The 22,959-nt window shown below is 38.3% G+C and carries 20 protein-coding genes and 2 other annotated features; of the genes, 4 read left to right on the top strand and 16 right to left on the bottom strand.

Annotated features, from left to right (window positions below):
• Positions 1-87: 87 nt before the first annotated feature.
• Positions 88-222 (bottom strand) — a sequence feature (ribosomal protein L20 leader region).
• 262 nt (positions 223-484) lie between these two features.
• On the top strand, positions 485-649 hold the full coding sequence (locus CVD27_RS28530; RefSeq protein ID WP_219621321.1) for a hypothetical protein: 165 nt from the start codon (positions 485-487) through the stop codon (positions 647-649).
• A gap of 562 nt (positions 650-1,211) precedes the next feature.
• Positions 1,212-3,428: a glycerophosphodiester phosphodiesterase family protein gene (locus tag CVD27_RS18720; RefSeq protein WP_101649424.1), complete on the top strand. Its 2,217-nt coding sequence runs from the start codon at positions 1,212-1,214 to the stop codon at positions 3,426-3,428.
• Positions 3,429-3,483: 55 nt separating this feature from the next.
• On the opposite strand, the gene thrS is transcribed toward CVD27_RS18720, so the two are convergent.
• The 13 genes from thrS to CVD27_RS18655 form a co-directional block, all read right to left on the bottom strand.
• Positions 3,484-5,418: a threonine--tRNA ligase gene (thrS, locus tag CVD27_RS18715; protein ID WP_101649423.1), complete on the bottom strand. Its 1,935-nt coding sequence runs from the start codon at positions 5,416-5,418 to the stop codon at positions 3,484-3,486.
• A gap of 124 nt (positions 5,419-5,542) precedes the next feature.
• Positions 5,543-5,787 (bottom strand) — a binding site (T-box leader).
• A gap of 109 nt (positions 5,788-5,896) precedes the next feature.
• Positions 5,897-6,778, bottom strand: coding sequence for a putative sporulation protein YtxC (gene ytxC / locus CVD27_RS18710; RefSeq protein ID WP_101649422.1), 882 nt, complete (start codon positions 6,776-6,778; stop codon positions 5,897-5,899).
• Positions 6,779-6,916: 138 nt separating this feature from the next.
• Positions 6,917-7,843 carry a primosomal protein DnaI gene (gene dnaI, locus CVD27_RS18705; protein ID WP_101649421.1) on the bottom strand — a complete coding sequence of 309 codons (927 nt, stop codon included), beginning with the start codon at positions 7,841-7,843 and terminating at the stop codon, positions 6,917-6,919.
• A 10-nt stretch (positions 7,844-7,853) separates the two neighbouring features.
• Positions 7,854-9,251 (bottom strand): replication initiation and membrane attachment family protein, encoded by a 1,398-nt coding sequence (locus CVD27_RS18700; protein ID WP_101649420.1) that lies wholly within the window; start codon positions 9,249-9,251, stop codon positions 7,854-7,856.
• Between the two features lie 59 nt (positions 9,252-9,310).
• Positions 9,311-9,772, bottom strand: a complete 462-nt coding sequence (nrdR, locus tag CVD27_RS18695; RefSeq protein ID WP_101649419.1) for a transcriptional regulator NrdR — start codon at positions 9,770-9,772, stop codon at positions 9,311-9,313.
• Between the two features lie 166 nt (positions 9,773-9,938).
• The gene (locus CVD27_RS18690) at positions 9,939-10,328 is read right to left on the bottom strand and encodes a hypothetical protein (protein WP_101649418.1); all 390 of its coding nucleotides are present in this window, start codon (positions 10,326-10,328) and stop codon (positions 9,939-9,941) included.
• A 123-nt stretch (positions 10,329-10,451) separates the two neighbouring features.
• Positions 10,452-11,483: a glyceraldehyde-3-phosphate dehydrogenase gene (locus tag CVD27_RS18685; RefSeq protein WP_101649417.1), complete on the bottom strand. Its 1,032-nt coding sequence runs from the start codon at positions 11,481-11,483 to the stop codon at positions 10,452-10,454.
• A gap of 175 nt (positions 11,484-11,658) precedes the next feature.
• Positions 11,659-12,264 (bottom strand): dephospho-CoA kinase, encoded by a 606-nt coding sequence (gene coaE / locus CVD27_RS18680; RefSeq protein WP_101649416.1) that lies wholly within the window; start codon positions 12,262-12,264, stop codon positions 11,659-11,661.
• A gap of 24 nt (positions 12,265-12,288) precedes the next feature.
• Positions 12,289-12,924: a sporulation membrane protein YtaF gene (gene ytaF, locus CVD27_RS18675; RefSeq protein WP_101649415.1), complete on the bottom strand. Its 636-nt coding sequence runs from the start codon at positions 12,922-12,924 to the stop codon at positions 12,289-12,291.
• A gap of 109 nt (positions 12,925-13,033) precedes the next feature.
• A complete protein-coding gene (gene mutM / locus CVD27_RS18670) occupies positions 13,034-13,861 on the bottom strand; it encodes a DNA-formamidopyrimidine glycosylase (protein WP_101649414.1) in 828 nt (275 codons plus the stop codon).
• A gap of 15 nt (positions 13,862-13,876) precedes the next feature.
• A complete protein-coding gene (gene polA, locus CVD27_RS18665) occupies positions 13,877-16,513 on the bottom strand; it encodes a DNA polymerase I (protein WP_101649413.1) in 2,637 nt (878 codons plus the stop codon).
• Positions 16,513-17,949 (bottom strand): two-component system histidine kinase PnpS, encoded by a 1,437-nt coding sequence (gene pnpS, locus CVD27_RS18660; RefSeq protein ID WP_101649412.1) that lies wholly within the window; start codon positions 17,947-17,949, stop codon positions 16,513-16,515. The genes polA and pnpS overlap by 1 nt, the downstream gene beginning before the upstream one ends.
• Entirely contained in the window at positions 17,946-18,662 is a 717-nt protein-coding gene (locus tag CVD27_RS18655; RefSeq protein ID WP_101649411.1) for a response regulator transcription factor, read from the bottom strand. The genes pnpS and CVD27_RS18655 overlap by 4 nt, the downstream gene beginning before the upstream one ends.
• A 201-nt stretch (positions 18,663-18,863) precedes the next feature.
• Between CVD27_RS18655 and CVD27_RS28840 the strand changes: the two genes are divergently transcribed.
• On the top strand, positions 18,864-19,127 hold the full coding sequence (locus CVD27_RS28840; protein ID WP_257984428.1) for a hypothetical protein: 264 nt from the start codon (positions 18,864-18,866) through the stop codon (positions 19,125-19,127).
• Positions 19,091-19,783 carry a nuclease-related domain-containing protein gene (locus tag CVD27_RS18650; RefSeq protein ID WP_308301805.1) on the top strand — a complete coding sequence of 231 codons (693 nt, stop codon included), beginning with the start codon at positions 19,091-19,093 and terminating at the stop codon, positions 19,781-19,783. The genes CVD27_RS28840 and CVD27_RS18650 overlap by 37 nt, the downstream gene beginning before the upstream one ends.
• Before the next feature lie 207 nt (positions 19,784-19,990).
• Here the strand turns inward: CVD27_RS18650 and CVD27_RS18645 are convergent, their stop codons facing one another.
• The 3 genes from CVD27_RS18645 to icd all read right to left on the bottom strand — a co-directional run bounded on the left by CVD27_RS18645 (position 19,991) and on the right by icd (position 22,921).
• Positions 19,991-20,467 carry a MaoC family dehydratase gene (locus CVD27_RS18645; protein WP_101649410.1) on the bottom strand — a complete coding sequence of 159 codons (477 nt, stop codon included), beginning with the start codon at positions 20,465-20,467 and terminating at the stop codon, positions 19,991-19,993.
• Positions 20,468-20,550: 83 nt separating this feature from the next.
• Positions 20,551-21,489: a malate dehydrogenase gene (gene mdh, locus CVD27_RS18640; RefSeq protein ID WP_101649409.1), complete on the bottom strand. Its 939-nt coding sequence runs from the start codon at positions 21,487-21,489 to the stop codon at positions 20,551-20,553.
• A gap of 163 nt (positions 21,490-21,652) precedes the next feature.
• Positions 21,653-22,921, bottom strand: coding sequence for an NADP-dependent isocitrate dehydrogenase (icd, locus tag CVD27_RS18635; protein WP_101649408.1), 1,269 nt, complete (start codon positions 22,919-22,921; stop codon positions 21,653-21,655).
• Between the last annotated feature and the right edge of the window lie 38 nt (positions 22,922-22,959).

Raw genomic sequence — 22,959 nt, 5'->3', positions numbered from 1 at the left:
TGAGGACAAGAATAAGATCACCTTATTGTTTGACACCCTAGTTGTGACAGGCATGAAATACGTTTTAAAAAGTGCTATTTCTTAAGTACAAACAAAAAAGTGCGGATGAATACACCCACACTTTACGAAACATAAGTAAATAAACAAAAAGTTCACGTAAACCTGCCAACTGCTAAAAGACGCGTCAAATCAGGTGAGAAGCGGGTGCTTCTTCTTTTCTCAAAATTAGTATTCAATTTTTACTTTAGTAACTATATCATAGCAAAGATTACTTGTCAAACGAACTATTTTCTTTGACAACGAAATTTATTGTAGCAAGAAACAAATAATTATTCAATAGTTTTTTCTAAAAAAGCTGTTATAGCTTAATTAAGGGTTCCGTTTTCGGATGCTTTCTTATTAAAAAACACAAGAATTGACATCATTTTTATAAATGGACAATAAGTATTGTACAATTATAAAAGAGGGTCAAAACTTTTGTCATTTGCAGTTCCGTTTTGAGTACCATTTTATTGATCTTTATAAGCTGGTCGATAAAAAGCTGCTGAATCCCGCATCTAGGCATCTAGGATCAAGAGGGTCGGGATTTATCGGCTGGGGGTCGGGTGAAGCACCCGAGCTGATAAATAGACGGATAAATTTCGCTTAATTAGTAATTATTAATAAAAAAAGCTTAAATAGACGGAGATATTCCGTCTATTTACTCGAAAAACGTGAAATTGAGTGAATTTACTTCGCATAATCGGAAAACCTCCCCTTATTTACCCCGAACCGAGCTCCATTCTGTATCTAACCGGAAAATCTCCGCTTATTTTATTTTTGCTGAGTACTCCATTAAGGACAAGAGATCTAGTTTAAAAAGGAGTGAGTTTTATCTCAAAATTCCAAGAGAAACTCGCCAACTATAGCAAGTTTTATTTTTATATACCAATAACCATGCCAATACGACTGTCATTCGGTACGTATTTTAGGAGATGCACCTCAAAACTGAACCCTTTAATCGCTTATCTAATGCTTTTTTTACTTACTATTTATCTAGTAACAACCAAACCAAACTCCCATATCGAATGGCATTAAAAGCTGATTTGATAGGTAAATAGAACTGTTTTTGACCCTTTTACAGAAGATTAATATTCTTTTCATTACCACTTTACAATTCTCCTATAGCTTTATTGTTGAATATACATAAAGCTATAGGAGATGAACGTGAAATGAAAAAAAGTTTAATTGCTGGTCTTGCTTGTCTGTCCTTTTCGATTACTTCAGCAGCACCTTTGGCCGTATTGGCCCATCCTATTCAAACGACAGCTACTGATAATGGACAATCTACCTTACGTCCACTCACCCCTGATGTAGCAGTAATCGCCCATCGCGGAGCATCTGCTTACGGGCCGGAACATACACTTGCAGCCTATAAGCAGGCGATGACGATGAAGGCGGATTATGTAGAATTTGATTTACAAATGACTAAGGATGGCCAATTGATTGCTATGCATGATGAAACCTTAGCAAGAACAACCAATGCAAAAGAACTCTATCCAAACCGGGCTCCTTGGCGCGTGAAGGATTTTACGCTGGAGGAAATCAAGCGGCTCGATGCAGGCTCATGGTTTAATAAAGCTTACCCGGACAAAGCTAAAAAAGAATACATAGGACAACACGTCCCAACCCTTGAGGAAGCGATCGAATTTGTTAAACAACATGGAAACGGAAAAGTCGGTCTTTACATGGAAACAAAAGCACCGAATGTTTATCCGGGAATGGAAGAGAAAGTCATCGAGATCTTAAAAAGAACCAATGTCCTTGATAGCGACAAACTTTTTCTTGAATCATTTAGCGAGGATAGCCTTCGAAAGTTAAAAACTCTCGCTCCTAAAGTCAAGCTGATTCAGCTTTATACAGGAGGCATGCTGGCAGGCAAAGATGTGTATCAGGAAATGCTGCGAATCTCAGACTATGCTTCTGGTGTTGGTCCTAGTAAGGAGCTTGTTGTTCCAAAACTCATGGAGGCCGCTCATCAAAATCATCTTCTCGTTCATCCTTGGACGGTAAATTCTGAAGACGATATGGTAAACTTGCTCTCTCTTGGTGTCGATGGTGAATTCACTAATAATCCTGACCAATTAGACGATTTACTCAAAAAGCCATTTATTTCACATGGGGTGGCCAGCGGTGACGTTACCGACTCTTCAGCTATCTTATGGGCTCGTACGAATGGAGAAGCAGGAGTTCAATTTGAAATATCTACTGATAATAATTTCAAAAACGCTACAATCGTCAAAACAAGTCATGCTGATGAAAAGCATGATTATACAGTAAATGTAGAAGTAAACGGTCTAAAGGCCGATACAACCTATTATTACCGGGCACACGCTCTTTCTAGCAAATATACGGTCAACGGTTCATTTAAAACCGCACCAGAGGAAAAAAGCTTAAAGCCATTAACTATGGTATGGGGCGGTGATACTGGCGGCCAGGGAGAGATTCCCCCCTATAAATCTTTCAAAGCAATGTCAGCTTTAAATCCAGATTTCTTCCTGTTTAGCGGTGACACGATTTATGCAGATAATAAAACACCTGCTGTGCCAAACCCTCCTTCTAAGACAGTGCAGGATTTCTGGGCGAAATATAAAGAAAACCGTACAGACACAGGCTTGCGCAGCCTTTTACAAAAAACAGGGACTTTCGCCATTTGGGATGACCATGAAGTAACCAATGACTTTTCAGGTCCATCTCAGGAACTCACTCCAACCGGTTTAAGAGCGTTTGAGGACTATTGGCCGATTTCAAGTGAGCGCAGTTCCTCAGATAAGCTATATCATAAGTATTCTTGGGGCAATACCATGGATATGATTATCCTTAACAACCGCGGCTACCGCTCACCAAACACCCAGGCAGATGGTCCGGATAAACAGATGCTAGGTGATGAACAGTTAAAATGGCTGCAACAACAGCTTCTCGAATCTGATGCAAAAGTAAAACTAGTAGCGACTTCTGTGCCAATCTCTGTGCCAACGGGAAAAGCCATGGCTAGAGATGGATGGGCAAATGGGGACAATGTAAATCCAAATGACCCAACAGGCTATGAGAATGAATTCAAAAAAATCTCTGATTTTATCATTGAAAAAGGAATTAAAAACGTCTTTTTCGTAACCACTGATGTCCATTTTGCAGAAGTCATCAAATATGATGCCAACCATGACGGAAAAACCGATTATAACGAACTAATCAGTGGCCCAATTGGCGCTGTAAAAATTAATCCAGGAACCTTGGATCCTACCTTTGGTCCTGAGAAATTATACGCAGAAGGTAACTTCTTCAACTTTGGTGTTTTTAAAGTGGATCCTGCAAAAAAACAGGCGGTAGTTGAAATCCAGGATGAAAACGGTAAATCTCATTTTACTCATACTTTCCAGCTCGAGGACTAAAAAAAGCGATAAAAATACCACGGCCCATAAAGGCCGTGGTATTTTTAAATCTAAGTTAGCCGCGTTTAACCTCTGCTTGAAGCGCAGCAAGGAAATCTGCAAATGGCTTAGTTTCTGATTTTTGCTCTCCATATTTACGGACGTTGACAGCATTTTCTTCTACTTCTTTATCACCCACTACGAGCATATATGGGATTTTCAGCATTTGTGCTTCACGGATTTTATAGCCGATTTTTTCATCACGGCCATCTAATTCTACACGGAATCCTTCATTTTTCAGCTGTTCCTGAACCTGTCTCGCATAATCGTAGTGAGCGCCAGGAGAAACCGGAATCACTTGGACCTGTACTGGAGCAAGCCATGTAGGGAATGCACCTTTATATTCTTCGATTAAGTAGGCAACAAAGCGTTCCATTGTCGATACAACGCCGCGGTGAATAACGACAGGACGATGCGGTTTGCCATCTTCACCCACATAAGTTAAATCAAACCGCTCAGGAAGCAAGAAGTCTAATTGTACAGTTGATAATGTTTCATCCTTGCCTAGGGCAGTTCTTACTTGAACATCAAGTTTAGGACCGTAGAAAGCTGCTTCACCTTCAGCTTCGAAATAATCAAGGCCAAGGTCGTCCATTGCTTCTTTCAGCATGCTTTGTGCTTTTTCCCACATGGCATCATCATCATAATATTTTTCAGTATCCTGTGGGTCTCTGTAAGAAAGACGGAAAGAGTAATCGTTAATATTAAAATCTTTATATACATCTAGAATTAAATTCACAACACGTTTAAATTCATCTTTAATTTGATCCGGACGAACGAAGATATGTGCATCATTTAATGTCATCCCACGAACACGCTGCAAGCCTGCTAATGCTCCTGACATTTCGTAACGATGCATTAAGCCAAGCTCAGCAATACGAATTGGAAGCTCACGATAGCTATGCATGCTGTTTTTGTACACCATCATATGATGTGGGCAGTTCATAGGACGGAGAACCAGTTGCTCGTTATCCATCTCCATTACAGGGAACATATCTTCGTGATAGTGATCCCAGTGGCCGGAAGTTTTATATAAATCTACACTTCCCATAATTGGAGTGTACACGTGGTCGTAACCAAGGCGCTGCTCTTTATCAACGATGTAGCGTTCAATCACACGGCGGATGGTTGCCCCTTTAGGAAGCCATAACGGCAAGCCTTGACCAACTAATTGGTTGCTTGTGAAAAGACTTAATTCTTTACCAATTTTACGATGATCACGTTCTTTGGCTTCTTCCAATAAACGAAGATGTTCTTTTAAGTCTTCCTTTTTGAAAAAGGCAGTTCCGTAAACGCGCTGCAGCATTTTATTATCGCTATTGCCGCGCCAGTAAGCACCTGCAATACTCAGCAATTTAAATTCTTTGATTTTCCCTGTGGAAGGTACATGAACACCACGGCAAAGATCGAAAAATTCTCCTTGTTCGTAGATAGTTACTGTTTCTTCATCTGGAATGGCTTCAATGAGTTCAAGCTTGTATGGGTCTCCTGCTTCTTTAAACAGCTGTACCGCTTCAGCACGGCTTACTTCCTTACGCACGATTTCAAGATTCTCATTGACGAGTTTCGCCATTTCCTTTTCAATCTTTGGCAGATCCTCTGGTGTTAATGATACATCAAGATCCATGTCATAATAGAAGCCGCCTTCAATAACAGGACCAACACCTAAGTTAACATTTGGATATATTCTTTTTACCGCTTGTGCCATTAAATGTGCTGTACTATGGCGTAGAACCTCTAAAGCATCCTTCGATTCTGGTGTAACGATTTCTATTGAACCGTCTTCTAGAATAGGACGGCGAAGATCATACATTTGTCCGTTCCATTTGCCTGCAATTGCCTTTTTCTTTAGGCCTGGGCTAATGGAAGCAGCAATATCTTCTGTTGTTGTTCCTCTTGGGAACTCCTTTACTGCCCCATCAGGAAACGAAATCTTAACAACATCTGACATAATAACTCCTCCTTAATTGAAATGCGGAAGCGCCTTGCCCGGGGGCGACTGGCATAAGACGAGCCCCTAGGCGCTGCAGCTGGACATTTCTTTTTTTAAAAATAAAAAAACCCGTCCCTATAGGAATAGGGACGAGTTTAATACACGTGGTTCCACCCAATTTCTCATTTTTAAGCAACCAATTAAAAATGACTTGGTCAGGGTAACGGCTGTAGACCGTCAACAATTACTTGCTTCATCAAAAACGAAGGGTTCACTGCCGAAGTTTAAAGGTGGTAAGTATTTATTCCGTGTTAGAAGACTTTCAGCCGGTGGTCTTCCTCTCTTTAAACCGTAAAGAAATACTGTTGTCCTTATCATTACTTTTATAAAATATTACATGTCCAGTTCGTTTACTTAGACTATGTACGTTATTATAATGATTTACTTTTAAAAAAGCAAGGTACATAAAACTAAATATTGACAGTATTTTATTTTTTTATGCATGATTCTGTGATGAATCTTGTTCCGCCGGCCACTTTTTCAAACTTCTTAAGGCAGCATAATTTTTAATCGTCACCCGTTCTTCAAATATATTTCTTATGGTTCTCACCAGCGGTTCGTCAGGATTGTTCGTATAAAGAAAAATGGATGTGGGAGCAATGGATAAAAGCGGTGCAATCGAAACGGAGTCGACATACACCGGGTGATTGACTAACAATTTCCGATCAATCATCCTTGTTAATTCTGCCCGCTTAATCTCCACAAGCTGTTCATTATAAAAGGTGATTTCCTCATCAAACAATAGGTGCAAGGTTTCCATTTTCGGCTCCCGATTCATCAAAAAGTTCCGAAGCATTTGGATAAACATTTGATATTCCTGTTCCATCTTGTATTCATCAATAGCGAGCTCTACATACTCCTCCAGCATCTGGAGATACGGCCGCAAGCGAAATTTAAGCAAAGACTCCAATGAAAAAGAGATATTCTCATGAAAAATATGTTTTACTGCATCCTCAATCAAAGACGTCTCATGATAGGTTTCTTTTAAGAAAGCAGAAAGCTCCTCTCTTTGACCTTCTAGGATGGAATATATAATCTCCATAATCTGATGTTGTTCTTCTTCATCCTGGAAATAAAAGCGATTCTTAATAATATCTCTAAACCAATCATCACGCTTAATTGTGGTTATAAAATCATAAAAGGCTGTTTTTACTTTATTAGACATTTCACTAGAAAAACTTTCATCTAAAATTTTCACTATATGTCGATCTTCAATTAGAAGAATAGTTTTTTCATCAGAATTGAATGGTAAATACGTTAGCAAGTGGTTTAAAAACCGCTTTGCATCCATCTTGCTTTGGAAGATGATTTCCGCCAACCAAATCCCCCCTTTTTAGCCAATCTCTGTTTAATATATATGGGGGACTTGGCCAAAATAGAAGTCCACTAACCTTCGGAATTATTATTTAAATAAAAAAAACTGCCTTGCAATAAGGCAGTCCATAAAAAACAATTTTTATCTTCTATTCGGCCCATCTACTAAAACAGGCTCACATAAAGTTCGGATCCTTTCCATAATTCGGCGGGCTTTCATTTTCTCTTCCTCTCCACGCTGACTATATGTTAAATGATGCTCCAACCCTTTAAAATCAAAGTTCGAAGTAAAAAATGTAGGAAGGCTTTCAAGCATACGGAATTGCAGAATTGGTCCCAGGACCTCATCCCTTGTCCAACTTGATACAGCCTCTGCACCGATATCATCTAGCATTAATATTGGTTCTTTTTTTAAGGCCTCAATTTTTTCATTTAAGCTGGAATCAGCAATGGAGCTTTTCATCTCTCGCAACAGCTCCGGGACATAAACAATCATTGATGTAATTTGTTTTTTCGCTAGTTTGTTAGCGATAGCGCCTAGCAGATATGATTTTCCTACTCCGAACTCTCCATATAAATATAAACCTTTTGCCGGTTTCCCTTGTTCATAATTTAAAATAAACGAGAGTGATTTTTGAATGGCATCAATTCGGGTATCATCATGTTTTAAATCTTCAAACGTCGCATTTAGGATATCTTTAGGAACATATAAACTTTTAATGAGCCGTTCATTTTTTCGTTTTTCATCATCCATCATTTTTCTTGGACAGCGTTCATACCGGACATCAATTGAATTTCTTGTTAAAACCAGCTCCGGGTGATAGCCCTTCATCATATTGATACATCCGTCAAGACTTTCACACTTATTACATTCTTTGCTTTGATTAATGTACTCATAGAGCTTGTTTAAGCCTTTTTCAATCGTATCCTTGGTTAACTCATTTTGATGTTCCCTTATAAACGATTTTACATCTGGATGTGACAAAGTTTCTTGACGCATTTTTTCATAACGTTTTTGAAAGTTTTCACTTGAGGCTATCCGTTTCAGTGTTCGGTTTATCTTTTCCATATGTCACCTCTTAATCTTCAATGGCCTTTAACATTTCTTCAATTTCCCGTTTTTTAGCCTCTAAATCAGGATTTCTTTCTTTTTGTCCCTCTTCACCCTCTTTTTTCGGTTCTTTATCGAACCAATCAGGCAAGAGTTCTGTCCTTATCGTTTTTTTGGAAGCAGACTTTCTATTTTTCTTCTCTTCATTCCAAGACAGATACTTACTATGTTCATCTCTCGCTAATTCCATTGCCTCTTTAACCGTTTTTACTTCCTTCCTTGCCCAATGACTGGCAATTTGCTCCACATAATTCTTTGTAAACTTGGAATCAGCTTTTAAAAGAACATACTGTATAAGAACATTCACTACACCGGGTAAAAGTTTTTTCTTGAACATAACATCTTCAATAATTTTTAATTCAGTTTCGGAAGGCTCTATCCCGTGAGAAGCATCTCTAAATACTTTAACTGGCGAGGTGGTTTCTAAAGATCGAACTAACATTTCTTCTTTAGTCTTTGGCTCCTCTAATTGGACACGATATCTTGGCGGCTGCGTACGTTCAACTAAACTCGGATACTGATCATTATTTTCAAATTGATACCAGTTTCGTGCTGCTTTTCTTAAGTCTTCGACATCAATTTCATTATTTGGAGTTATCGCATCCAGAATGAGATTTTTCATTTCAATAGGATTTATATTATACAGGAAAGACAGATTACTAATCACTTCTTTAACCTTTTTCGTCAGTGCCTTCCCTGGAACAAGGGATTCATTTAATCCAGCCATTAATAAGCCAAAATCGAATGTATCGGCATGGATTTGGATTCCCTTTTGTTCATGTCGGCCGACAAATTGTTCATCCTCTTCAGCCTTTAATTCCCCTGATACATCTTGTAAATATTGCATGCTCCCAAGAGTCTCCGAAGCAAAAACATCCTGAAACGACTTAGTTACATTTTGAAATTCATTTTCCTTTGGCTTTTGTTGGTCGGTAAAAAAACGTTTCAATCGCGCAAAATGATTTTTACCAATTTTCCGGAACAAATAAATATTTAACATCCCATCTAAAAAAAATTGCTCCGGATTTAAAGGCGGTTGAAGCTCATAAATGAAAGATCGCTCATCATCAACAGTTTTAACGAAGGTTTTGATTAATCCAATACCCTCTAGCTTTAACCTTGCTTCATAAATATCCTTTAAATTCATTCCCATCAGATTCATTAATAGATGATGTGTCGACGACTCTGACCAAAGTCGATTTTCTTCAAGCTCTGCCCAAAGCGTCATATATAAACTTAAGCAAGTTGACCCAATCAGCGGCTGATATAAAAACGTCAGCACTTTGCGGTCATACTCATGCAGCAGCCCCTCTGCTGCTACAATATAACGGTCGATAGGAAGAATTTCCTGCCAATGCTGCGCCATATCAATCCAACCTTTCCCCTGTATAAATTAAGAAAAAGAGCCAAGTACTTCAGCTCCTTTTAAGATTTTTCCTTTTTTATTAATTCTTTTAGTTCTTCTATAAATACATTTATATCCTTAAATTGGCGGTAAACAGATGCAAATCTTACGTAGGCGACTTCATCTACATGGGCAAGCCTGTCCATAACCATCTCACCAATTGCGTCACTCTTAATCTCTGAAATACCTTGGCTGCGAAGATCTTTTTCTACACCATGCGTGATATCCTCTAATTCCTTCAAGGCGACAGGGCGCTTCTCACAAGCCTTAATCAGCCCCCTTAGGATTTTATCACGGCTGAATTCTTCTCTTGTTCCTTCTTTTTTCACTACAATTAAGGGAATCTCTTCGATTTTCTCAAAAGTAGTAAAACGATATCCGCATTCTTCGCATTCTCTTCTTCTCCGTGTTGCACGTCCTTCATCAACAGGCCGGGAATCAAGCACACGTGTACCATAATTTTGACATGAAGGGCACTTCATCGTTAATCAACTCCAAATCTGAATAAAGGAACCTTGCTACTGGCATTCCCCTAAGGGAGAAGACAAAGGCGTTATACGTTTTGAATCTTTCTAAAATAGCCTATAATCCCGAACAAAATCCTTAACTTTATCTTATAAAAAAGCAGACTTTTACACAAGTAGAGGATTACACGTTTTTTCTTATTTCGACAAGGTTATGTAATCTCCCTATCCGTTCATAATAGGATTCAATTCTTTTTTTCAATTGTGGATACAGGCCAAGAAGTGAAAAACTCTCCGAAGATATATTAAAATCCACTGCTGTTTCTAATGGTTTGACAGAAACAATAGTTACGACGAGAAAGCAAGGGATGGGTTTATTAATTTCAACTGCAATCTCCCCATGGTCTTTAGATACCGTTGTTACCTTACAGTCGGCATCATCATGAAATAATTTTTCTACAGACTGAAATAATTGATTAAATGTTGCCTTATAATAGTGCGTTTTTAATGCGTTATCCTTGTTTCTGTCAGACGTTTCAATTTGTTTTTTAAAGCGAGTTAAGATATTCACCATATTAGCCATACCCCTCCAAGTTTCTTCCTTTTTATCTATTTTACAACATTCTGTATAAAAATAAAAAGAGGTGTACTAATTCGTACGCCTCTTTGAAAAAATTTTTATGAAATATATAAAACATTAGCTTACCTTTACTTTTGAGATTTTTGTAGTTTCCTCTGCTACATAAAGTGCCAGATCTATCACACGGGATGAGTAACCCCATTCATTATCATACCAAGCCAATACTTTGACCTTCCTTTTTCCCATTACCATCGTCGAAAGACCGTCAATAATGGAAGAATGGGTATTTGTATTAAAATCTACAGATACTAATGGCTCCATAGTAATATCCAAAATACCTTTTAATTTTCCGTTTGCTGCCTCTCTAAACGCCATGTTAATTTCATCAATTGTCACATCACATTTTAAATCGACTACTAAATCGACTAAAGACACATTTGGCGTAGGCACACGCAATGCCATCCCATGAAGTTTTCCTTTTAATTGCGGCAATACCAGTGAAATAGCCTTGGCTGCTCCTGTTGTTGTTGGAATGATAGATTGTCCACATGAACGTGCTCTCCGTAAATCTTTATGTGGATTATCAATATTTTTTTGATCATTTGTGTATGCGTGGACCGTGGTCATTAAGCCGCACTCAATGCCGAATTTTTCATCCAAAACCTTTGCAACTGGTGCAAGGCAGTTTGTTGTACACGAGGCATTGGAGATAATATCATGCTCGTTAATATCAAGCATATTTTCATTTACCCCCATTACAATGGTAACGTCTTCATTTTTTCCTGGAGCAGTCAAAATAACCTTTTTGGCTCCTGCTTCCAGATGAAGCGCCGCTTGTTCGCGTGAATTAAATTTTCCCGTTGCCTCAATCACGATATCTATTCCAAGTTCTCTCCAAGGCAACTCCTCAGGTTTCCGATTATTTAATAATTTGACTCTTTTTCCATTGACGATCAATGCATGATCTAAAGGAATGACATCTCCCTGAAATGGCCCATGATTTGAATCATATTTAATTAAATGAGCTAAAGTTTCTGCCGGATAGCTCGCATTGATTGCTACAACATCAAGCTTATTTTCAAGGATCGCTTGTCTAAAAACCATCCTTCCAATTCTCCCAAATCCATTAATTGCAATTCTTGCCTTCATTTTAACGCCCCTTCCACATTAATGTTATACTTTAAACTAGTATTCTTGTAATTAGTATAACACATTTAGGTTTATTTGTGATAATTTAAATGCGGATTTTTTTAATATTTGCTATCCTAGTGCTGATTTATCATTTTTCATATAAAAAAAGAAGGCTTACGCCTTCTCCAAAAAATTATTTTTGTTTGATTCCCCAATTATCTAATACCTTAAGAAGCTGATGTTTTGTCTCTTCAAGTGATCCATTATTATTGATTACAGCATCTGCAAGCTTTATTTTTTCAGATAAAGGCATCTGGGAACTGATTCTTGCTTGTGCGTCAGCAATGGACAGACTGTTTCTTTCCACTAATCTTTGCAATTGTATATCCCGATCCACATATACAAGTAACGTTTTTTCAACCATATAGGTTAATTTACTTTCAAATAATAAAGGGATATCCAAAACTACTACTTTTTCATTATCTCTTTTAGCTTTTTCCACTTGTTCTAGCATGCTTCTTCTTACTTCCGGATGGGTTATTTCATTTAAACGCTGGCGTTTATCCTTTTGGTGAAAGATAATGGCACCAAGTTTTTGCCGGTCGATTTCTCCATTTTCTAATAGAATGTCCTCACCAAATTCTGCAATAATTTCTTTGTATGCAGGTTCCCCTTTCATTACTGCTAAACGCGCTTCTATATCTGCATCAATAACGGTTATAGCCATTCCTTTTAACATGTTTGAAACTGTGCTTTTACCACTGGCAATTCCACCCGTTAATCCAATAACTAGTGACATGGTTGGTTTTAATCCTTTCTAAGTCTATAGCTTCATAACTCCAATGATGATTAATAAGATTCCTGGCAAGAATGTAAACTTTTGAATCCATTCAAATTTATGAAAAAAGGTTCCACTTTTAATCCCTAACATAACAAACAGTGAGCTCATCACGGCTACTGCAAATGCTAAGGAAAAGGGGGAATACCCTAGCATGGCCGCTCCAATTCCAGCGCCAAAGGAATCTAATGATAAAGCAAAGCCCAGCATCAATGCTTCGATCCCAGTAATGGTTCCCGATTGGTCAAAGTCAGCAGACATCGGTTTTTTTAGGATGTTTATGGCGATTCCTAAAGAGCGGATTTCAAAGTTGACGATCGTTTTTTCATGTGTGATCTCTTCTTTTTCCCTCTCAGGCCGGAAAAACTGATACAACACCCATGCACCAAGGCCAATGAGGATGATCCCTCCAAGGCTTGCCGTTAGTTTTGGTGATAAGATCTTTTCTAGACCATGTCCGATTGACACTGCTATCATTAATGAGACAGCCGAACAGCCGGCGATAATCAACACTGATTTAACCGGCATGACCATTTGCCTCAACCCGTAGGTAAATCCGACACTAAAGCTGTCAAGGCTAAGAGCAAAAGCTAAAATAAGAAGTGAGAACAACTGAACCATGATGTTTTAGGGCTCCTTCCTCCAAAATACTACGATAGTATATGGCAGGAGCCCATCCAATGTGCCATGGGCAAATGACTAAGCCTTCTTGTTATTTAATATATCCTATTTAAAGTTTTTGGCAGGTCGGACAATAGTGTGTCCCTCTACCGCCCACCGTTGTCTTTTGAAGAGGGGTACCGCATTTTTTACATGCTTCCCCTGTACGGCCATAAGCATATAATTCCAATTGAAACATGCCGATTTGGCCTTGAGAGTTCACATAAGAACGAATGGTGCTGCCGCCTTTTTTAACAGCTTCACCTAAGGTAGCAACAATTTCATCATGAAGAACGGATATTTCGCTCTCATCAAGGGTATTCGCAATCCGCTCAGGATGGATACCAGAACGAAATAGTGCCTCATCTACATAAATATTTCCAAGACCGACAAACAGTTTTTGGTCTAATAAAGCAGTTTTAATTTTTCGATTCGTCCTCTTCAATTTCTCAGCCAAGTAATTCTTAGTAAATTCTTCCGAAAAGGGCTCAGGTCCAAGTTCTAACAATGGAGGCTTCAGAAATTCCTCCCCTTTTTTATAAAGATGCATCGTTCCAAACTTACGAACATCGCGGTATCTTAACTCCGTTTCATCCGAAAAATGAAAAATCACATGTGTGTGTTTATCAAACTCTTCTTCTCTTGGATATAAACCATATTTGCCCTCCATACGTAAATGAGACACCAAAGCAAAATGGTCTGTATAAATAATTAAAAATTTCCCTCTTCGGCCTACATCAACAATTGTTTCTCCTTTTAAGGCATCAATAAATTGCTCCACCTCAACAGGATTTTTTATGATCTTAGCCCAATAGACAGTAACATTGACAATCTTCTTATGAAGAACAAGATGTTTTAATGTCTTTCTAACTGTTTCTACCTCAGGAAGTTCCGGCAATGTTAATTCTCCTTCTTATTTAGCATCAAACCAGGTTGGACCATAGGCATAATCCACCTTCAACGGTACTTTTAACTCGAGAGCATTCTCCATGACGTCAGGAACCAGTTTCTTTAAAACTTCCATCTCCTCTTCAGGAGCTTCGAAAATTAATTCGTCATGAACCTGGAGTAAGAGACGTGTTTTAAGACCTTTATCCTTTAGGGCCTCATCCATATCGATCATGGCTTTTTTGATAATATCAGCTGCTGTTCCTTGGATTGGAGTATTCATCGCCGTTCTTTCCGCAAAGCTTCGCAAATTAAAATTACGAGCTGTAATTTCCGGGAGATACCTTCTTCTTTGCATTAAGGTGGTTACATACCCTTTTTGTCTGGCAGAATGAATAATATCATCCATATACTCCTTCACACCTGGATAAGTATGAAGATAACGGTCGATAAACTGACCAGCTTCTTTCCTTGTAATTCCTAACGATTGAGAAAGTCCATAATCGCTGATCCCGTAGACAATCCCGAAGTTAACAGCTTTGGCCTGTCGTCTCATGTTGGAGGTTACCTCATCTTCATCCACATGAAATACCTCCATCGCCGTTTTCGTGTGAATATCCATATCGTGCTTAAAAGCATCTATTAGCTTTTCATCATCAGCAATATGCGCAAGGACACGAAGTTCAATCTGCGAATAATCGGCCGCAAAAATCACCCAGCCCTTTTCAGATGGTACAAATGCCTGACGTATTCTCCGCCCTTCCTCAAGACGAATAGGAATATTTTGCAGGTTTGGATCGATTGAGCTCAAACGGCCTGTAGCCGTTAATGTTTGCTGGTACCTGGTATGTACCTTTTCTGTTTTTGGGTTAATGACTTTAAGCAGTCCCTCAATATAGGTTGATTGCAATTTCCCTAGCTGGCGATATAAAAGGATAAACTGAATAATTTCGTGATCCTCTGCTAATTTCTCTAACACATCCGCCGATGTTGAGTGACCGGTTTTCGTCTTCTTAAAGGAGTGCAAGCCTAATTTTTCAAAAAGAATGACACCTAATTGTTTAGGTGAATTGATGTTAAACTTTTCCCCAGCCAGCTCACATATTTTCCCCTCAATTTCAAGGAGCCTCTCCGTAAGTTCTTTCCCCATCCTTTGAAGCCGGTCACGTTCCACCCTAATTCCAGTAGATTCCATATCGGCTAAGATAAGGGATAAAGGCATTTCTAATTCCTTAAATAATTCATATTGTTCGTTTTCCTTTAATTCATCTTCAAGTTTTTCTTTTAAATCAGACATTGCCAGGCTTTTCCGGACAAGATGTTCAGCAAGCTTGTCTGTTTCAGGAATCTTACGTTTTGCTCCCTTTCCATAAAAAGATTCATCTGATTGGATATTATGAATTTCATATCTTTTAGCAATTGCGGCAAGATCTTCAATATTTTCAGATGGATTAATCAGATAGGCTGCCATTAAAATATCAAAAGCCGTTCCTTTTAAATGAATATCATATCTCCTTAATGAAACCTCAGAGCGCTTAGCATCATAAACGATTTTCTTTTTCTGATCATCCTCCGCCCACTTTTTAAAAGTGTCTGATTTCAACGCTAGATCCGTCGGCAAGTAATAGTGCCCTTTTTCATTCACAATTGACAATCCAATAATATCTGCATAGTGATAATTATCGTCCAGCATTTCCACATAGAAATAATTAGTATCTGCAAAAATATCTTCTGTAATTTCATCGGGGATGACAAAGTCAATAGCCTCAAGCTCATGTTCCACCATTTCTAATGGTTCATCACCGAGCTTTTCTAATAAGGAGTTAAAGCCTAATTCTTTAAATAAATGGATAAGTTTCTCTCTGATAAAACCTTCATATGCAATCGCATCTAAATCAACTTCTACCGGAGCTTTTCTCTCAATTGTAGCCAATTCCTTGCTCATTATGGCTTGCTCCTTGAATTCTGCTAATTTTTCTTTCAGTTTGTTTCCACTTACTTGATCAATTGATTCTAGTAAATTTTCCAGGGTGTTAAATTCTTTGAGCAGCTTAATGGCTGTTTTTTCTCCCACGCCAGGAACTCCGGGAATATTATCGGATTGGTCACCCATTAATCCTTTCATATCAATAATTTGATTTGGAGTCAGACCATATTTTTCCGCTACATGCTCAGGGGTATATTCCTCAATATCTGTAATCCCTTTTCTTGTGATACCAACAGTAGTAATCGGTGAGGACAGCTGCGTCAAATCTTTATCTCCAGAAATCACTTTAACTTCAAATCCATCATTTTCTGCTGTCAAGGAAAGGGTTCCGATAATATCATCTGCTTCATAATTTTCAAGCTCATATCTCGAGATGCCATATGCATCCAAAAGTTCTCGAATGAACGGGAATTGCTCAGAAAGCTCAGGTGGTGTTTTTTGCCGGCCGCCTTTATACTCCCCGAAGGTTTTATGCCGAAATGTTGTTTTACCCGCATCAAAAGCGACCAGCATATGGGTCGGCTTCTCATCCTCCAGGATTTTCATTAACATCGTAGTAAAACCATATACTGCATTAGTATGTATGCCTTTATCATTATTAAGTAAAGGGAGAGCAAAAAAGGCCCGATAGGCAATACTATTCCCATCAATCAGCACAAGCTTTTTCTTTTCCATTAACTTTCACCATCCATCAAAATCATTTCTTTAGGCAGTTCAATTGTAAATTCACTGCCCTCGCCCAATTTACTCTTCACGCTTATGATCCCGTGATGGGCTTCAATTAAATGTTTCACAATTGCAAGACCTAGACCTGTCCCACCGGAGTTTCGGCTTCTTGCTCGGTCCACACGATAAAACCGCTCAAAAATTCGTGGAATATCTTCTTTACTGATACCAACGCCAGTGTCTTTTACATGGACACTCACTTTTTGTTCGTACTCAACTAGGAAAATTTCCACTGCGCCATTGGTCGGAGTGTAGGAAATGGCATTACTAATTAAATTGATAAACACCTGTTTTAATCGATCCGTATCCCCTTTAATCAACACTGGGGACTGTTCACAAGAAAACTCCAACTTTATATTTTTCGCAACAGCTTTTCCTTCTAAAAGTTTGATTACTTCTTTCAGCAGGAAGTGTAAATCAAATGGCTGTATGTTTAAACGAAAGCCATGCTGTTCAATTTTAGATAGCTCCAAAAGGTCTTGAATGAGAGATTGCAGCCGATCACTTTCTTTTAAAATAATAGAAAGAAACGCTTGTAATGTCTCTTTGTTATTCATAGCCCCGTCCAGCAGTGTTTCTGTAAAGCCTTTGATTGAGGTCACTGGTGTTTTTAATTCATGAGAAACATTAGCGACAAAATCTTTGCGCATCTGCTCTAGTTTTTTGAGTTCTGTAATATCATGGAATACGAGCAAAACACCTTTCCAAACATTATTAACCCCAATAATTGGAACACCATAAACCATAAAATATTTTCTTTCAATCTGTAAAGGTAAATGTAATTGTTTACGTACCTTTTGTTCCGTACGAAATACCTCTGCAATAAGTTGACAAATCTCTTCATAGTCAATCACTTCATAGTATTGTTTATTTAGATATTCACTTGGATTAATATGAAAAATATCAATGTAGCCCTTATTGACTAAATTAATAAACCCACGGCTGTCTATGAGGATTAAACCTGCTCCCATATTTTCGATCAAAGCGGTTAATCGATCCTGCTGCATTTCCCTTACTTTTGTGAGCTCTTCAAGATTCTCTGCCAGCATGTTAATCGAAGACGCTAACATTCCCGTATCATCTAACCGGTTCACTTTTGTACGGGCACGATAGTTGCCATTCGCAAGCTCAATCGCCACTTCGGTAGCCGATTTAATTGGCTTAGTGTACCTCGTGGTGATCTTGATTCCAAGAAGAATCGTGACAATTACTGCTGTCCCGAGGCCAGCAGATAATAGCCACCATATTTCCACTTTAATCTTTTCATTCATGGTGTCTAAAAAATTATATTTAAAAAATTGCCCTAGTAAAATCCCAATACCAATTAATACAATTACGATTAAACTAATTAATAAAATAAAAGCCCTCGATCGGAACTTTATCATTCTCCTTTAGGCTCCTCCAGTTTATAGCCTAGGCCGCGTATCGTTTTGATATAGGCAGGCTTCTTCGTATCTTCTTCTATTTTTTCCCTTAGGTGTGAAATATGCACATCCACAATTCTAGTATCGCCAGCAAAGTCATAATTCCAAACGGCGCTCAGCAATTGGTCTCTTGTCAAAACACGGCCTTTATTTTGTCCAAGATAAAGGAGTAATTCGAATTCCTTTAATGTTAATTCAAGGATATTTTCTTGGAAATAGGCCTCATATTTACCAGGGTAAATGGCTAATTTTCCAATTTGAATTTGCTCGTCTGATTCATCATTGTCTGCGGCAGCCTCTGTTTGAATTTGTGTTCGTCTTAATATAGCTTTAACCCTTGCTATAACCTCTCGTGGACTAAAGGGCTTGACCATATAATCATCTGCACCAAACTCTAGACCTAATATTTTATCAAGCTCATCATCTTTTGCCGTTAACATGATAATTGGGGTCATGATATTCTGTTGGCGCAGTTGTTTACAGACATCCATTCCATCTAATTGCGGCAGCATTAAGTCTAATACAATAATATCAGGGGACTGTGTCTCAGCTAAACGTTTTCCCTCTTGACCGTCCATTGCAGTTAGAACCTCGAACCCAGCTTGTTCCAAATTATATTGAAGTAAAGTTACAATTGATTGTTCATCATCCACAACTAGTACTTTATTTTTCATATAAATACCCCCATTTTTCCTAGATACCCTCATTATATATATAAGGAATATGGATTATCTAGTTTTATCGGCTAATATCGACATTTGTTAAATTATAACCGCTTTCATGTAAAAAAATTTACAAAGAATTCACATTTATGGTGCCTTTCGGCTTTTTGGCTTTATTAAAATAGTATTTGTAAAAAAAAAAGGATGTGTTCTATGACATATAAACCTCGCTCAATACCAATGGATTTAAAGATTTTAAGACTCTTAAATATCCGGATGGAGTTAACACCCGAGCAGCAAAAGTATTATTTATATCAAGAGAAAGGTTATACAGGAGAAGTCCAGTTTGATTTATTAACAGAACAACTGAAAAGCGATTGTTTAATTTTGAATGATTTGCTTCTTGAAGTTAATAACACCTCTTTTCAGCTGGATACTTCATTATTTTTCAAAACAATTTTTATTTTTTTGAGGTAAAAAATTATGAAGGTGATTATTGTTATCGAGAGGAACGATTTGAGACAATTTTCGGAAAAATCATTAAAAACCCACTTGAACAGATAAAAAGAAGCCACTCCTTGCTCCAACAATTATTTCAAAACCATGGTTATAACCTATCGATTGAGGCCTGCGTTGTATTTGTAAACCCCGAGTTTTTCTTGTATCAAGCTCCTATGAATAAACCCATTTTTTATCTACCACAGTTAATTCAGCTTATGAAAAAACTAAATAATGAACCTTCTAAGTTAACTCATCGGCATAAAAAGATCGCGGATAAACTCATTTCTTTACATCAGGTTCATCCCCCTTATTCATATTCAAAGATCCCTTCTTATAAATACACGCAGTTACGCAAAGGGATTACCTGTTTTGACTGTCATTCTTTTTCATGTTCGGTGTGCAATGGTAAGGTTGTTTGTTCGGATTGCGGTCATGTGGAAAGTGTGGAGTCTGCTGTTTTACGGTGTGTAGAGGAGATCCGGTTGTTGTTTGCGGATAGGAAGATTACTACTAATGGTGTTTTTGAGTGGTGTGGGATGATGATATCTAAGAAGCAGATTAATAGAACATTAATAAAAAACCTATCTCGGAATGGGCATGGAAAGTACTCGTATTATGTGGATAAAAGTTAAGGTTAAATTTGGGATGTTGCTTTTAGAATCCATACGGACAAGGGGCCAGAAATCCTCCCCTTAATGTCCTCATGAACACCTTATGCGGACATGAAGGCCTCTTTTCTAGCTCTTTCTGTCCTCATGAACGACTTATGTGGACAAAAGGACTTCGGTGTATGATCTGTTAGTCCTCATACACCTATCTCACTGTGATTTATCCTCAAATTAAAAATTATCCAAAACCTTCCCATGTATATCCTCTAACCGATACGGCGGGCACACAGTTAACTTTCCATCAATCACTGTCTCATCGTCCTCATTCATCCCAAAGACACGAATCACCACAACATGTTCGGAGCGTTTCACCTCAATAATTTCAAACAGAAACTCTACCGTTCCATAATGATAAACCGGCTTAATAAACGTGATTTCCTGGCTTAAGATATGGCTCCCAGGACCAGGGAGATACTTAGATATGGCAGAGGTAATAATGCCTGTTAGCATTACAGTTGGCACAATCGGTTTTTCAAATGGAGTTTGAGAAGCATAATCATGTTGAATATAAAGAGGATTGGCATCGCCAGTCAAGCCTAGGTACAACAGGAGATCCTTATCTTCCACTTTTTCCGTTAACGATAACTTTTCACCCACATTTATCTCTTCAATTCTTCTCCCAAGCTTTCTTTTTTTTCCTAAAAGCATCATATTCCACCTTTTCTGTAAGCGATTTCATAAGGAATAGAGAAATTCGGGGACCGCAAAGTGATCCCCGAATCAAAGATTTATTAAATTAATACCTGCATGACATTACGAACTGATTCCACTGATTTATCTAATGCAGCTTTTTCATCAGCCGTTAGCTCTAATTCTATTACCTTTTCAATACCATTTGCACCAAGAATGGTTGGTACACCAAGGTAAATACCATCGTAGCCGAACTCGCCTTCTAAGTATGCGATGGAAGGTAATACACGTCGTTGATCTTTTAAAATGGCTTCGCACATTTCCACTAAAGAAGCAGCTGGAGCGTAGTAAGCACTTCCATTACCAAGAAGGTTAACAATTTCGCCGCCGCCTTTTCTAGTACGTTCAACAATCGCATCTAAACGGTCTTTTGGTATCAAAGTTTCTAATGGAATACCGCCGGCAAAAGAATAACGTACAAGCGGAACCATATCGTCGCCATGTCCTCCAAGAACAAATCCTGTAATATCTTTTACAGAAAGATTTAATTCTTGTGCAACGAATGTGCGGAAACGAGCTGTATCAAGTACACCTGATTGACCAATGACACGGTTTTTAGGGAAGCCAGATTCTTTATAAACAGTGTAAGTCATTGCATCAACTGGGTTTGTTAAGACAATGATTGTACAATTTGGAGAATATTTCACAATCTCCTGCGTTACACTCTTCATAACTTTTTGATTGGTTTGAACTAAATCATCACGGCTCATGCCCGGTTTACGAGCAATCCCAGCTGTGATTACTACAATATCAGAATCACGAGTATCTTCGTAATTAGAAGTACCAATAATATTTGAATCAAAGCCTTGAACCGGGCTAGCTTCAAGCATATCTAATGCTTTACCTTTAGTAGGGTTTTCCATTTGGGGTATATCAACTAAAACGACGTCTCCAAGCTCTTTTTGCGCTAATAAAAATGCTGTTGTTGCACCTGTAAAACCGCCGCCGATTACTGAAACCTTTTTACGTTTTAATGACATTTTCTTTCTCCCCTTTTTTCGTATTAATATTAATACTTAAGAAAGAGGCTGTTATAAAAACAGCCTTTGTAAAACATCCGCCTAGGGTCGATGGTCAACACCTTCTAACAAGCACCCTTATCCTTGCAAACTATGCCACTAATCTAGACGCTTCCCCTTTTGTTTATTCCATGTTTTTGATTAACTCATCACCAAATTCAGATGTCTTAACCTCAGTTGCGCCTTCCATTAGACGAGCAAAGTCATACGTTACTACTTTAGATGCAATTGTTTTTTCTACTGATTTAATAACCATAGTTGCTGCTTCATTCCAGCCTAAGTGCTCAAGTAATAATACACCTGATAGAATAACAGATGATGGATTTACTTTATCTAGACCAGCGTATTTTGGTGCAGTACCATGTGTTGCTTCAAAGATCGCATGACCAGTTTCGTAGTTAATGTTAGCACCTGGTGCAATTCCAATTCCACCAACTTGAGCTGCAAGGGCATCGGAAATATAGTCACCGTTTAAGTTTAATGTTGCAACAACATCAAACTCACGTGGACGAGTAAGGATTTGTTGTAAGAAAATATCAGCAATGGCATCTTTCACGATGATTTTGCCAGCTGCTTCAGCATCAGCTTGTGCTTTGTTTGCAGCATCTGTGCCTTGTTCTGCTTTAATGCGGTCATATTGTGCCCACGTGAACACTTTATCACCGAATTCTTTTTCTGCAAGCTCGTAACCCCATTTTTTGAATGCACCTTCAGTGAATTTCATGATATTCCCTTTATGCACAAGTGTAACAGACTTACGGCCTTCTTTAATGGCATAATTAATTGCCGCACGAACTAAACGATTTGTTCCTTCTTCAGAAACTGGCTTAATACCGATACCAGATGTTTCAGGGAATCTAATTTTGTTAACTCCCATTTCATTCTGTAAAAAGTCGATTACCTTCTTTGCTGCTTCCGTCCCTTTTTCATATTCAATACCAGCATAGATATCTTCAGTATTTTCACGGAAAATAACCATGTCAGTATCTTGCGGGCGCTTAACTGGTGAAGGAACACCCTCAAACCATCTTACTGGACGTAAGCATACAAATAAATCTAACTCTTGACGAAGAGCAACGTTTAATGAACGAATTCCTCCGCCAACAGGTGTTGTTAATGGACCTTTTAGAGCAATTAGATATTCGTCGATTTCATCAAGCGTTTCTTTTGGAAGCCACTCACCAGTTTGGTTGAAAGCTTTTTCACCAGCTAGAACTTCCTTCCATACGATTTTACGCTCGCCTTTATAGGCTTTTTCTACTGCTGCGTTTAGAACTCTCTCAGAAGCTGCCCAAATATCAGGCCCGATACCATCCCCCTCGATAAACGGGATAATTGGATTGTTTGGTACATTTAATACGCCATTTGTAACTGTAATTTTTTCACCTTGCATTAGATGATCTCCCTCCTGGTATGTATAAAACTTTGTTC

The sequence above is a fragment of the Neobacillus cucumis genome (assembly GCF_002860255.1).
Taxonomy (GTDB): domain Bacteria; phylum Bacillota; class Bacilli; order Bacillales; family Cytobacillaceae; genus Neobacillus; species Neobacillus cucumis_A.
The sequence above is the reverse complement of the archived record's forward strand: the minus strand, read 5'-3'. Positions and strand labels throughout refer to the sequence as shown.